Annotated in this window: 11 protein-coding genes; 2 read left to right on the top strand and 9 right to left on the bottom strand. The window is 57.7% G+C overall.

Annotated elements, in window-relative coordinates; translation table 11 throughout:
* Positions 1–43: 43 nt before the first annotated feature.
* Positions 44–925, top strand: coding sequence for a carbohydrate ABC transporter permease (locus tag PEH01S_RS20255; protein WP_407669453.1), 882 nt, complete (start codon positions 44–46; stop codon positions 923–925).
* Between the two features lie 61 nt (positions 926–986).
* Positions 987–2,471, top strand: coding sequence for an extracellular solute-binding protein (locus PEH01S_RS20250; RefSeq protein ID WP_127487683.1), 1,485 nt, complete (start codon positions 987–989; stop codon positions 2,469–2,471).
* 54 nt (positions 2,472–2,525) lie between these two features.
* On the opposite strand, the gene gabT is transcribed toward PEH01S_RS20250, so the two are convergent.
* From gabT to PEH01S_RS20205, 9 genes are all read right to left on the bottom strand, one after another.
* The gene (gene gabT, locus PEH01S_RS20245) at positions 2,526–3,887 is read right to left on the bottom strand and encodes a 4-aminobutyrate--2-oxoglutarate transaminase (protein WP_127487681.1); all 1,362 of its coding nucleotides are present in this window, start codon (positions 3,885–3,887) and stop codon (positions 2,526–2,528) included.
* A 277-nt stretch (positions 3,888–4,164) separates the two neighbouring features.
* Complete coding sequence (locus PEH01S_RS20240; protein ID WP_127487679.1) at positions 4,165–4,881, bottom strand: hypothetical protein; 717 nt, start codon at positions 4,879–4,881, stop codon at positions 4,165–4,167.
* Positions 4,882–5,170: 289 nt separating this feature from the next.
* Positions 5,171–6,232, bottom strand: a complete 1,062-nt coding sequence (locus PEH01S_RS20235; RefSeq protein WP_127487677.1) for a Gfo/Idh/MocA family protein — start codon at positions 6,230–6,232, stop codon at positions 5,171–5,173.
* Between the two features lie 46 nt (positions 6,233–6,278).
* The gene (locus PEH01S_RS20230; RefSeq protein WP_127487675.1) at positions 6,279–7,853 is read right to left on the bottom strand and encodes an FAD-dependent oxidoreductase; all 1,575 of its coding nucleotides are present in this window, start codon (positions 7,851–7,853) and stop codon (positions 6,279–6,281) included.
* The gene (locus PEH01S_RS20225) at positions 7,850–8,692 is read right to left on the bottom strand and encodes a sugar phosphate isomerase/epimerase family protein (protein WP_127487673.1); all 843 of its coding nucleotides are present in this window, start codon (positions 8,690–8,692) and stop codon (positions 7,850–7,852) included. The genes PEH01S_RS20230 and PEH01S_RS20225 overlap by 4 nt, the downstream gene beginning before the upstream one ends.
* 181 nt (positions 8,693–8,873) lie before the next feature.
* Entirely contained in the window at positions 8,874–9,737 is an 864-nt protein-coding gene (locus PEH01S_RS20220) for a protein phosphatase 2C domain-containing protein (RefSeq protein WP_025847974.1), read from the bottom strand.
* 41 nt (positions 9,738–9,778) lie between these two features.
* On the bottom strand, positions 9,779–11,002 hold the full coding sequence (locus tag PEH01S_RS20215; RefSeq protein WP_164827953.1) for an extracellular solute-binding protein: 1,224 nt from the start codon (positions 11,000–11,002) through the stop codon (positions 9,779–9,781).
* 88 nt (positions 11,003–11,090) lie between these two features.
* Positions 11,091–12,785, bottom strand: a complete 1,695-nt coding sequence (locus tag PEH01S_RS20210) for an ABC transporter permease (protein ID WP_127487669.1) — start codon at positions 12,783–12,785, stop codon at positions 11,091–11,093.
* Positions 12,772–13,872: an ABC transporter ATP-binding protein gene (locus tag PEH01S_RS20205; protein ID WP_127487667.1), complete on the bottom strand. Its 1,101-nt coding sequence runs from the start codon at positions 13,870–13,872 to the stop codon at positions 12,772–12,774. Before PEH01S_RS20205 ends, PEH01S_RS20210 begins: the two co-directional genes overlap by 14 nt.
* Positions 13,873–13,957 lie beyond the last annotated feature (85 nt).

Genomic DNA, 13,957 nt, shown 5'->3' with positions numbered 1-13,957 from the left:
CATGCTACAAAGCTCGAAGCCCGCACCCCGCACACGCAGCAGCATGTCGGCTTCGCCCGCCGGGCGGGTATTCTCGGCGCTGAACTACGCATTCTTCGTGCTGCTCGGCTTGACCACGGTTTTTCCGTTCCTGAATCTGATCGCCAAATCGCTGAGCAGCGAGGAAGCCGTCGTCTCCGGGCGCGTCATGCTGCTGCCGGTCGACATGCAGATCGGAACATACCGGTACGTCATGAGCCATTCGCTGTTCGTCGCCTCGTTTCAAGTCTCGGTGTTCGTCACGGTCGCAGGGACGCTGCTGGCGCTGTTCATGACGACGCTGGCCGCCTACCCGTTATCCAAACCGCGGCTGCACGGCCGGAAATGGTTCATTCTGATGTACATTTTCACCATGCTGTTCAGCGGAGGACTTATTCCGACCTATCTTCTGATGCAAAGCCTGCAGCTGATCGACAAGCTGCCGGTGCTGTTCCTTCCCGCGATGATCAGCGTTTACAACATGCTCATCCTTAAAAATTATTTCGAGAGCCTGCCCGACAGCCTGGAGGAATCGGCGAAGCTCGACGGAGCGGGCAATCTGACGATCTTATGGCGCATCACGCTGCCGTTGTCCCTGCCCGTGCTGGCGACGATCGCGCTGTTCTACGCCGTGGCGTTCTGGAACGATTACTTCGCTTCGCTGATCTACATCAATACACCGGAGAAAAAGCCGCTGCAGCTGTATTTGAAGGAGTTGTTCGTCTCCTCCAGCGACACGTTTCTGCAGATCGGCACACACCTTAACGTGGACGCGGCCATGAACACGTCGCCGCAAGCGATTCAAGCGGCCTCGATTTTGCTCGCGACCGCGCCGATCCTGCTCGTATACCCGTTCCTGCAAAAATATTTCGTCAAAGGCGTTCTTGTCGGCTCGGTCAAGGAATAACCGTAGTGAACAAGCACTCTGTATTTTACTTCGACCAAGACCATCCAAGGGAGGTTCTTCTATGATCAAGAAACTGGCTGCCGTCCTGTCCGTGACCATGCTCGCTTCCGTCGCAGCCGCCTGCGGCGGCGGGAGCCCGGCCCCCGAGCCGGCCAAATCGGGCGCCGCGAAGCCGCAGCTGCGCCAGCTTCTGCAATACAACCGGTTTGACCCGAACAACAACCCGGTCGGCAAATACTTGCAAGAAAAAACCGGCTACGACGTCAAGTACGATATGCTGCCGGTCGAAAACGCCGATGAAAAGCTGAACCTGCTCATGGCGAACAAAGAGCCCTACGATATCATGAAGCTGAACGCGAACCAGTACGCCAAGCTGTCTTCCTCCGGTGCGCTGGAGCCGCTGGACGACTTGATCCGGAAGTACGGCAAAAACATGCAGGAAGTCATCGGCCCGGCCTCGTGGAACGGCGCCAGACTGAACGGCAAATTGTACGCCATCCCGGAAAGCAGCTCGGGCGTGGCGACCGGAACGGCGCTCGTGTACCGGCAGGATTGGCTCGATGAGCTGGGGCTGAAGCCTCCGGCGACCCGCGACGAGCTGTACGCCGTGCTGAAGACGGTCAAGGAGAAGAAGAACGTCATCCCGATGACCGGGGGCAAAGATCCGTTCCAGGCGGAGATCGGCTCCACCTTCGGCTGGTATTACGGTCCGGCCACGAACTGGAGAGAGACGGGCGGCAAAATCGTGCATATGGTCGAAGACCCGAAGACGAAGGATTACCTCGCGTTCATGAAGAAGCTGTACACCGAGGGACTGCTTGACGCGGAATGGGCGATCAACCAGCCGAACAAGCTGCTGGAGAAGTTCACGAGCGGCAAGGCGTTTATGTTCCGGTCCGGGTGGTGGGACGCCGCCAATCTCAACAACGCGCTGTCGAAAAACTTCCCGGACGCCAAGATCGGCATCCTGCCTTACCTGACCGGAGACAGCGGAAAACCGGCGCAGGTCGGCACCGGCGGCATTCCCTGGTTTATTGCTATCCCCAAATGGTCTCCGAATAAAGAGGAAGCGATGAAATATTTGGACCTCAAGCTGGAGAAGGAGATTTTCAAGGGGCTGGCCATCGGCCAGGAAGGGGTACACCATGAAGTGAAGGATGGCAAGTACTATCCGATCCTGCCAAAGTTCAACGACGAATGGAACTTCGGGAGCGACTTTCTGACGGGAACGGACGAGAAAAATTACGAGGCCTACTGGCAGGCGCGCGTGCGCAAAAACGAGTTTGTCCAGAAGTATTATGAAACGTACCAAACGAATGCGAAGGGAATCCTATACTACGACGCGCTGACCTACGCCCCGCCGATAGCGGACATCTCGAAACATTTGCAGAAGCTGCAAAAGCAGGCCGAGGATGCCTTCATCAAGTACGTAACCGGAGCCGAGCCGCTGGAAACCTATGACCAATTTCTGGAGCAGTGGAAAGCAAGCGGCGGCAGCGACATGATCAAAGCGGCGAACGATTGGTACAAGAGCAATCGCAAGTAAAAGCCGCATAAAAGCCCGCCTGACCTTTCCGGTTACAGGCGGGCTGATGCGGTTTTATTTGGCAACGTAGTGCCGGGACCTGACTTCCGCGTCCACGGCGGATAAGACTTCCTCCAAAATGTCCAAGGCTTCGGCTAATTGCTCCTTCAATATATTGAGCGGGCTGAGGAAGCGGATCACATTGCTGTAAATGCCTGCTTTGAACAGGATGACCCCTTTTTGCTGGCATCTTCGGATAATCTCCTTCGTTTCCCGATCTGCCGGCTGCTTCGTCTCGCGGTCAAGAACGAGCTCCATCGCCACCATAGCGCCGACTCCTCTTACATCTCCCACAAGCTCGTAGCGCTCGCGGAAGCCGTTCAGCCGGTCTGTCAACAGCTTGCCGACATCAAGTGCCCGTTCTCCCAAATTATCCTGATCGTAAATGTTGAGCACCTCAAGCGCCGCAGCACAGGAAACGGGGTTGCCCACGAAGGTTCCTCCAATAGCCCCCGGTCCCGCAGCGTCCATGATGTCAGCGCTTCCGACAATGGCCGACAGCGGCATGCCTGCGGCAATCGATTTCCCCAAAGTGATGATATCGGGCTCAATTCCGAAGTATTCCGAGGCAAGGAAGCGACCGGTGCGCCCGTAGCCTGTCTGCACCTCGTCGGCGATGAGTAACATGCCATGGCTTTTGCAAAAATCGTTCAATTGATGGAGAAAGGCGGCGGGGGGTACGATAAATCCGGCTTCGCCTTGGATCGGCTCAATAATGACCGCAGCCACATCGTCGATGGAAACTTGGGTGACGAACAATTTTTCGAACAGCGAGAACGCTTCGGCGGCGATCTGGTCGGGAGTTGTTGAGGAACCGGGCCAGCGGTAGACGTAAGGATAGGGGGTACGGTAAACATCCGGAGCAAAAGGGCCTAAACCGGCTTTGTACGGATTGATTTTGCTGGTTAGCGAAAGGGACATGAACGTTCGGCCATGGAAAGCTCCTTCGAAGCAGATGACCGCTCTTTTTTTCGTCGCTTTTTTGGCGATATGGATCGCATGCTCAACGGCTTCCGTACCGGAATTAAAAAAGCAAGCTTTCTTCGGGCTTGTCCCCGGCGCTCTCCGGCACAGCTCCTGCGCAAGACGAATGAAAGAGGCATACGGAACGACCGTGAAGTCGGTATGGGTAAACTTTTGCGCCGCTTCGGTAATCGCCTCGACGATTCGAGGATGACTGTGTCCGACATTCATCGCTCCGACACCGCCGGCCAGATCAATAAATTGATTGCCGTCGATATCCAGGATCAAAGAGCCTTCCGCTCGTTCAATAACAGAAGGCAGCAGACTCCCGAAAGAGGCTGCGACCGCATCGTTCGATAATAATTCTCTGGATAAAATCCCTGGCAGTTCGCCTTTCACTTGAGCATACTTCATCAATGATCACTCCTTGTCAGGTGAAGTTCCTTTCCCGATCCGATGCGAATTCCCTCCATTTCGTTTTGGCACAATGCGGCGATTTTACCGGTTTCCATTTTATAATATTTATTGCTAAATAATACCTTTTAATTCTACCTGTTTTATCAACTAATTACAAGGTAAAATCGTACGAATTTTCATGAAATTTAAGACCCATAAAAGCGGTCAGCCGTATAATCACCTCTCCTGCTTTTTGGTACGGCGGGACTTATGCGGCTGACCGCTTACTTTCGGATTAAGATGGCTTATTCGTTTCCGGCTCGCGAACCGCTTGGCTTACCAGCGACCGCAGGAGCTCCACCTGCTCTTGATGCTCTTGCGCCCATTGCTTGTACGCCGCCGCATCGCCCTCCGCCTTCAGACCGGCCGCAGCGCTTTCGGGAATTAATTGCCGCAAAGCGGGCGCCATGTCCGTATGGCCCTGGTCCACCTGCTCCAGGATGTACGGAATGGCCGGGGCGCCAAGCTTGACCAAGGACTTGATTTTCTCGTCCCTGCTTTGCTCCGAAGCGGCAATCCGCTCGACCTCTGAAGGAACGGCTTGCAGGTGAAGCCTCCAGGCCCGGACGAATTCTTCCGCATGGGACCATCGGTACGGACTTTGTTTCAAGTCAACCTTGGCAATACGCTCGGCGGCGATAGCGAGAATATCCTTTTCGAGCCCGTACGTATCGCCCTTTGTCATTTCTTTCTCGATCAGAGGCAAAGCTTCGTAGCCGTAACCGACAATTCGGTCGAACACTTGATTATTTTCCGTATATTTATACGGGTTCGAGCTGAGCGCAAGCTGCGGATTTCGCCCGGTCAGCCTGCCGATCTCCGCCCTCATGTCATGCAGATCGACCTTGCTTTGCGAGGCTGTGAATACCAGAGATTGCGAATGCACCCATACGAACGCTCCCAGCCCGAGCATGATTCCTAAACCGGCGCTGATGATCCAATGTTTATTCATGTGTCCGCCTACCGCCCTTCTGGTTTTTCCGTTTATTCACCGCCAAGACGCGGTGTCCGAAGCAGGAAACTCATTTTTGCTGCGGCTCCGGCCCGTTGCAGGACCAGCCCCGATTCTCCTTTAGTCCATAGAAGTTATGTTTTTTCGAGCATACCACAAAATGTCATTCGTTACATTTCACCGCAGCCTCCCCTGCTCTCCTGCGCTCCATCAACGGCTTTCCGTAAAAGATAGAAACCCGCCATAACCAGGTTAGGCGGGCGCAGCGTACGCTCTGCAAAGCGTTATTTTAAAATCGAATTTCAACGCCTTGAGCGGCGGACTCGTAAATGCCGCACAGCATCTTCATCATCTCGACGCCGTCCTCCACCGGGCTGAGCGTTTCCTTGACGCCCTGACATACCTCGATGAAATAATCGATCTCGTCCTGAAAGCCGGCGGTGAAATCGAACGACAGGTTGTTGATCTGCGGAACGATATTCAAAATTGTGTCGTGCCGCTCCGTGATGATCGCAAGCTTCGGCTCCAGCTCCACGCCGCCCTTCTCGCCGTACAGCTTGACGGTCAGCTCGTCTTCCTTGGCGTGCAGCGTGAAGCTGACATCCACAAGCAGGGACGCCCCGTTCTCGAAGCGGATCATGGCGTTCGCCAAATCCTCCACATCGTTGTGCCCGGCGTCGTAGTCGGCGGCCTTGTAGAACGCAAGGTTTTTAATGTTGGAGCGGTTCCCGAGCCTGCGGTACGTATTGCCGGATACGGACTTAACCTTCGGCCTGCCCATCATATACCAGCACAGATCGATCACGTGCACGCCTACGTCGATCAGCGGTCCTCCGCCGGAACGCTCGCTATCCGAGAACCAGCCGCCCGGGTTGCCCAGTCTGCGGATGCAGGACGCCTTGGCGTAGTAAATGTCGCCGAGCTCCCCGTTGTCCGCAAACTGCTTGACAATACGCGTGTTGGACGCGTATCTGCGCACGAAGCCGACCTGCAGCGTCTTCCCGCTGCGGCGCACGGCCTGCTCCACGGCTAACGCTTCCTCCACCGTCTTGCAAAGCGGCTTCTCGCAGAGGACATGCTTCCCCGCATCGAGCGCTGCGATGCTGATCGCCGCGTGGCTGTTATTCCACGTGCAGATGCTGACCGCGTCGATATCGGGGCGGGACAGCAGCTCCCGGTAATCCGTATACACGTGCGGAATGCCATACTTTTCCGCTTTTGCTTTCGCCCGGCTTTCGTTCAGGTCGCAGATGGCTGCAAGCTCGGCTCGGGGATTGCTCTGGTACGACCGCAAATGCAGTTCCGAGATCGAGCCTGCTCCGATGACGGCAATATGGATTTTGTCGCTCATGAAAGCTACACCTCGTTTTGAGATCAGAATGGGTCGATCCGCCCGATTAAATGGCGTGCACCGATGGCCAAGCCAGCTCCACGCCTTCCCGGGTCAGCAGCGACTGGAACGCGGCGAGCTGCTGCGCGTTTCCGCGGACCGCGCGAGGACTGAGCCGCTTGTCAAGGCAATAGGCGGCGAGAGCGCCGGACGCTTCCCCGATGTTCCACTCGACCGGATGAAGCCGGTAGCAGCCGTTCGTAATATGGGTGACGCCCAAATTTTTGCAGGCGGGCAGCAGATTGTCCACGCGGATCGGAATCAGGCTGCCGAGCGGAATTTGAAACGGCAGGGACGAAATGTCGATATAGTTCCGCCCGCCCGTGCTCGGATGCAGATCGATCCGGTAGGCCCCGATGCCGACCGAATCACGGAACGTTTCCGCTTGACCGCCAGGGCGGCAATCAGCGCCCACATGCTGCTCCAGCACGGTAAATTCGGCCCGGATGCGCCGCGATTCGCGAATGTACGGATACATCGCCAGTCCGTCCTCCGTGCCGACGATGTCGGGACGCAGGCGCAGGCCCGGGTAGCCCTGCCCGCCGTCCGGCCGGGGCGCTTCCGTCTGCAGCCAGTACAGCAGCGACAGACTGAGCTGCTTGGCGCCCTCCAGATGGCGCCGGCGCTCTTCCTCGCTCACCTCGAAGACGGGGCCCAGCCAATAGTCGTTTTGGGGCCAATTGACGAGCGTCGCATTGCTGCGGTACGTTCCTTCGGCGAAGTGCGTTTTATCGACGATCTGCCTGTAATGAAACAGCGAATACCGCTCCGTTCCCGGGAACAGCTCGTAAGTGACCGGCTCCAGCGTAGACGGGCGCACGCCGGTCCAGCTTAACTGCTTATCCGGCCAGAAGTCGGCCCGGTAGTTCCGCCAGAACGAATATTGGGCGGGCTTCCCGATCGTATGGTCTTCGCCGGGCAAGTAATCCATCGCGAAGCAGTAGGTAAAGCCCTGCATATCGAGCGGGTCGGCCGCTCCGTCCAAAGCATGCGGCTCCCCGGTCTGGCTGCGGGCTTCCGCTCCGGTCACGTATTCGACTCCGGCCAGCGGCAGCACATCCCCGCATTCGGTCGCGTCGATCGTGTAAGGGGCCGACAGCACGGTGCGGTCCCCGGTCCGCAGGCAGCGCACCGTTACCGAGACGACGCGGTCCCCGTCGGTTTCGGCGCTTTCCGCCATATGTCTCGTCAAGATCGTTAACCGTCCGCTGTGAACGTACGGAGCGAGCATCTGCTGCAGAACGGCGAGGGCCGTCCGCGGCTCGTGACACAACCGGCTGACGCCGCCGCTGCCGGGGTTCAGCAGCAGATTCGCCCGCGCTGCGGCCGTCAGCGGAAAATGCCGCCGGTAATAATCGCGAACGCCGTTCCGGAACTGCCGGTAGCTGCGCGTACAGCCGAACTGCTCGATCCACGGATGCTCATCCGGCGGCACCGCCTGGCTCGTCAGCTGCCCGCCGATCCATTCCGTCTCCTCGGTCAGGATCACCCGCTTCCCGAGTCTGGCCGCCGCCAGCGCCGCCGCACATCCGCCGGTGCCGCCTCCGATGATGACGATCTCCGCCTCCCGTTCCCGGATCATGGCCTTTCCTCCCCGTGCGTGCGGTTATATTCATCTACGAAAGCGTAGCTCCCGCGAACGCCCTCGGCTTCGTCGCCCGTCCCTTCGTACTCCAGCACGTACGCTCCGGCATAGCCGGACGCTTCAAGCCGTTCGATCAGCGAAGCCAGATGCGTATCGCCCTCGCCCGCCACAGTGCCTTCGAACGTTTGGCCCCCCAGCGATGTGTACCTTCCTTCGGGATGCCGCTTGAAATCCTTGACATGCACATGCGCAATATAAGGCAGCAGCGGCTCGATCGCTTGCGAAGGGTGCTCGTCGACCAGCAGGAAGTTGCCCGTATCGAACGTCGATCGCAATGCTTTCGACCCGACTTGCTCCAAGATGTCCTTCACCTGCCCGCCGCGCCCGGCCAGCTGGCCATGGTTTTCCAGAGCCAGCGTGATCCCTGCCGCTTCCGCCCGCTTCGCCGCTTCGGACAAGCCGCTTACGATCCAGCCGAGCGCCTGGCCGTAATCGATTCCGGGATGCAGACTGCCCGAGAAGACGCGAACGAGGGACGTGCCGAGCGCCTTCGCCACCGGAAACGCATCCGTAATTTCCCGCAAAGCCGCCGAGCGCCTTTCCTCTGATTCGCTGACAAAATCGTTGCCGACCGCATAGCTGGCGACCCGGATGCCGTTTTCCCTGCAATAGCGAACGACCTCGTCAAGCTCCCGATCCTGATTTTGCCAAAATACGTTCAACAGCTCGACGGAATCGATGCCCTCCTTACGGCAGAACGACAAAAAATCCATGACCGTCCAGCTGTTTGCTCTTACCGTACGGTGCAAGCTCCACATGCTTAACGAAAGCTTCATAAGGCTCCTCCCCGAATGCGGATAGCGATTTGAGAATGTTCTTCCCCCTCATTGTATTCAATGGCCCCCGGATTCAATAGAGAGAACGATGACTTCTTCTGGTAAATCGATGCTGCGTTCATGAAAAAGGCCGGACAATAAACAAACGGGCGGTCCCGGAGGATCACCCGTCTTCTATGTGCTATTCGGCGTCAAAGCGAATCAGGACCGCCGTTTTATCGTCGGATACTTTGAACCGCGGATATTTGCGGCATTCCTTGTCCTCCGCCTCCAAATCCATTAGCCATTTCGCATACCCTTCCAGCGACATCTTCTCGATGAGCGTCACCAGCTCGCCGATGCCATCGGCTGGCGGCTGGGCGCTCGTCTTCGGCGGGAACAGTCCGTCGCTCACGATCAGCATCGACCGCAGCTGGATGCGGTTGATCCGTCCGTATTCGATGAGGTCGTTCGCCTCGGGCTGCCCGCTGAGCACGGAGTAGCCGTTTAACGTATTCATCCGCGTTTTGTTATTGCGGATGTGCGGCTTCACCAGCTCCCACAGCTCTTCCCGCGTCTGAACGCCGGTGCGGAGGCCTTCCTCCCAAATCTTCTTGGACTCGTAATCGATGTGCGCGACCTGATCGCGCGATACGGTGCGGACCGTTCCGTCGGCATAGGAGGCGGCGATCATGCAATCTCCCGCCTGCGCGTATTCGATATACCGGTCGTGAATCCGGACAACCGCCAACGCGCTGGTCCACAGCGCCGCCGGATCGGTCAAGTCGACTCCTGCTTCCTTCATTTTTTCCCTTAGCCGAACATTCGCTTGAACGACCGCTTCCATTAAGTCGATGCCCTTCAAGTCTTCCGCCTGCAGCGATTCCAGATACCGCTGAATCGTCCGGGAAGCCAAATATCCCCCGGTTTCCCCGTCAGGCCCGCGGAACGGATGCAGAGAGGTCGCTCCGTCAAGCACCCCGTACATCGATACGCCCGGGTTGACGACCAGCGCATCCTCGTTCCATTCGGCGGTTCCCTGCAAAGTTAACGTTTGTATGTTCATGTTCTCCTCCACCCGATCCTCTGCTTTTTCGTGGTAAGACTCTAGTACAGCATTCCGATGTCCTCAACGGGCTCTTGCGGATTCAGCTCGATCTGCTCCAGCATGCGTTCCGTCCGTTTCCACCGCTCGTAGTCGTCGTACCGGGGGGCGCGGCCGGCCAAGGAGGGGAGCCAGTTCAACATCCGCCGCAGCCGTTCGCTCAAGGCGGGCTCCTCCTCCAGCTTCTCCAGCACATCCCTGCGCACCGGCAGCAGTCCCGCCGTATTCCACAAAACCGATTGCGCCTCCGGAGCCGTCAGCTCCTGTACGAAGCGCTGCGCCGCCTTCAGCCGCTCCGGGTCGCTGTTCAATAGCGCCAGTCCGTGAACGCCTGGCAGCAGCGCCGTTTGCTTCCAAGCGGGCAGCTTCGCCAGATCGAACGAGAACTTCCCGCCGATGTAGCGTTCGATCGTGGGCAGCTTATCGGAAGAGCCGACGTACATGCCGGCCTTGCCGTTAATAAAATCGCTCGCCGCCTTATCGTGCTGCAACGGCTTCATCAGCCCGGATTCGTGCGTCAAAGTCCGCCATAGCTCCAGCGCGCTTCGCGTCCGTTCCGCGGCCGGGCTCCCGGACTCCTTCGGGGCGTAGCTCAGGCTTGCCAAAAACCACGGCAGCTCTTTATCCACCGTAATCGTCCCGTAGCCCTTCGACACCTCTTCCCCCGGAGGCTCCTTGGCGAGCGACAGCGTGTGCCGGACCTCCTCCCAGGTGCCTAACGCCGGGGCATGCCCGGCCAGCCGCTTGAACGGCTCCTCCCGGTAGTAGAGCACAGGCACGCTGCCTCCGAAAGGGACAGCCCAATCCTCGTCCCGATACCGGAACGCGGCGGAGAAGGCCGGGATCGTGGGCGGCTTCTCTGCGGATAAGACGCTCCCCGCAGGCAGCACCGCGCCGGTAGCCGCAAGCTGGGCGATGCCGTAGAAGCTGTGGACTTCCGCAAGCTGCGGAGCCGCACCGGCCGAGATCGACGCGAGCAGTTCGGTGTACAGCTGTTCGTAAGAACGAAACGAGCGAATTTGGACATCGATATGAGGGTAGCTTTGCCCGAAGGCGCGAACCGCGTCCTCCCAGCCTTTGCTGTATACCCAGATCGATAGCGACGCGGAAGGGACCGACGGCTTCGGTTCTTCCTCCGACAGCTTTCCGTGAGTTAAGCCGTAGATTAGAGCGCCTGCGGCGATGCATCCGAGAACAAGCCGAACCGGCCAAGTGCGCAGCTTCATGGTGTTGATTCCTCCAGTTCCTGATACGAGCGGCTTTATGACTTCCATTGTATCACGAACATGCCTTCGGAAATCAGCTGCCCGGCAATTACAGCTGGAGCCCTTTTTTGCTCAGCTTGCTGGCGATCAGCAGCGAGATTAACGTACTGATGGACAGGATCGAAGCCAGCGCCGCGCCAGTGCCGTAATTCGCCGTGAACACTTCGCTGTAGATCGTGACCGAAATGGTCGCGGTCGCCCCGGTGTACAGTACGACCGTCGAGCTCAGCTCATTGATCGTCGTTATCCAGCTCAGAATCGCTCCGGACATGACGCCCGGCGCCATCATCCGTCCCGTCGTCTTGAAGAACGTCTTCATCGGCGGCACGCCGAGACTGATAGACGCTTCTTCCACGCTTTTGTCGAGCTGTGTCAGGATGGCCGTGCTGGAGCGGATCGTATACGGCAGCTTGCGGACCACATAGGCGATTACCAAAATGACCCACGTCCCTGTCAAAATAACCGGCGGCTTGTTGAACGCGATGATCAAGCTGATCCCGAGCACTGTGCCCGGCATGACATAAGGAATCATCAGAATACCGTCAAGCATCGCGGTGAGCTTCGATTTGCGGCGGACAAGCACGTAGGCGACCAGCATGCCCATCACGATCATAATGACGATGGAAATGAGCGAAAAGCTGTACGTATGGGCAATCGCCTTCGGCACCCGGTACAAAATTTCCTTATAGCTGTTCAAGCTGAAGCCGGGGTGAAACACGGGCCCCTTTGTTTTAATGAAGGACGTCACGATAACGGTCGCCTGCGGAATGATCGAAATGCAGGCTACAAGCAGCGCCCCGAAGGTCAGCAGCCACTTCGGCAGCGTCTTCAGCGGCTGCACCTTCGGCGTGCGCATGCCGGTCATCGAATAATTTTTGCGCGAGACGAAATACCGCTGCACGAACAAAATCGCGGTCGAACAGAAGATCAGGATGACGCTGAGCGTGCTCGCCATCGCCGGATTGCCGCCCATTTCGCTGATGAACTGCTCGTACGCGAGAATCGGCAGCACCTTGAACCCTTGGCCCAGCAGCATCGGCGTGCCGAAGTCCGCGAACGAAGCCATGAACACCATCAGAGCGCCCGCCGAGAGCGTCGGGAAAATAAGCGGAAGCGTCACGGTCATCAGCCGGTGGAACGCGCCGCGTCCCAAGCTTTCGGCAGCCTCCTCCAGCGAAGTGTCGATCGTCTTGAGCGCGCCGGACACGTACAAGTAAATATGCGGGTAAAATTGCAGCGTAAACACGAACACGATGCCCTTCCAGCCGTATACCGACTGGAACGGAATCCCGATATCCTGCAGGAACCGGGTAATGAAGCCGTTGTTGCCCAGCATCAAGATCCACGAATAAGCGCCGATGAACGGCGGCGACAGCAGCGACATGATGACGAGAATTTGAATCAGACCTTTAAATTTGACGTTGTACCGGGTCGTCACGTAAGCAAGCGGAACACCGACGAGAATCGCGAAGACCGTCGCCAGCGCCGACACCTTCAAGCTGTTCCATAGAGAGCCGTAGTAATATTTCAGCTTCAAGAAATTGCCATAATTTTCTAGCGATAAATCTCCTTTGTCGTTGAAAAAGCTGTTGTAAAACAACGAGACGAGCGGGTACAAAATGAACGCAAGCAGAAACACGTACACGATTACCGTTACCCAAGTCCAGAAATCCCACTGCTTGGGCTGAAGCAGACGTTTGAACGGATTGGGCCGCAGCGCCCGGGCGGCGTTAGTAGGCTGCACGGTACAGAACCTCCTTGCCCGATTCGTCGAATAAGGTCGCCTTGTCGAGCTGCAGATCGACGTACACGGTCTGATGCGCTTTTCTCATCCGGTGCGGCTCGATCGCATGCTCCTGAATTTCGATGACGGAGTCGTTGGAGAGCCGAACCGCATAGCTGACCTTCTCGCCCAGAAACGTCACGCTGTCGATCGTCCCCCGGACCAGCCGCTCGCCTGGCTCGTCGCCGCGCAGTCGGATCCGCTCGGGACGAAGCGAGAATAAGACTTTACCCTCGTACGGTCGCGACAGCTTCTGGCTCCACTGCGTCTCCAGCAGCCGCATACTCGCCTCCTGCGCCGCCTCGTTATAGCCGGTGCAATGGCCTTCGATAAAATTCGAGGTGCCGATAAAATTGGACACGAACTTGTTCGCGGGATACGAGTAGATGTCTTCGGGAGAAGCGATCTGCTGAATGACGCCCTCGCTCATGACGGCAATCCGGTCGGAAACGGCCAGCGCCTCTTCCTGATCGTGGGTCACGTAGATGGTCGTGATGTTCAGCTCCTTTTGCAGCCGCCGGATGTCGGACCGCATCTTGACCCGAAGCTTCGCGTCCAGGTTGGACAGCGGCTCATCCATCAGCAGCAGCCCCGGACGAATGACAATTGCGCGGGCGAGTGCGATCCGCTGCTGCTGCCCGCCGCTCATATCCGAAGGGACGCGGTCGCGCAAATGCGTCAGCTGCACCATTTCAAGCGCTTCCATCGCGCGCTGCTCCATTTCCTTTTTCGGGACGCTGCGCGCCTTGAGCCCGTAGCACACGTTCTCGAACACGGTCATATGCGGGAATATCGCGTAGTTTTGGAACACCATCCCGATGTTGCGCTGATGGGTCGGCACGTCGTTGATCAGCTTATCGCCGAAGTAAATGTCGCCTTCCTCCTGGCGGTAAAAGCCGGCAATCGTGCGCAGCAGCGTCGTTTTGCCGCAGCCGCTCGGGCCGAGCAGGGTGAAAAACTCGCCTTCGTTTATCGTAAAATGAGCGTCGTTGACCGCTTTGTGCGTGCCGAAATATTTGGTGACATGGTCAAATACGATCTTTTGCATGGATCGGGCCTCCGTTTCTTTGAAAAAAAAGGGCGCCCTCGTTTGGACGATCGTCAAAGGCACCCGTGGAACATAGGCGGACTGC

It is taken from the genome of Paenibacillus ehimensis NBRC 15659 (assembly GCF_004000785.1).
GTDB classification, from domain to species: Bacteria; Bacillota; Bacilli; order Paenibacillales; family NBRC-103111; genus Paenibacillus_G; species Paenibacillus_G ehimensis.
This window is presented reverse-complemented; position numbering and strand designations above follow the sequence as displayed.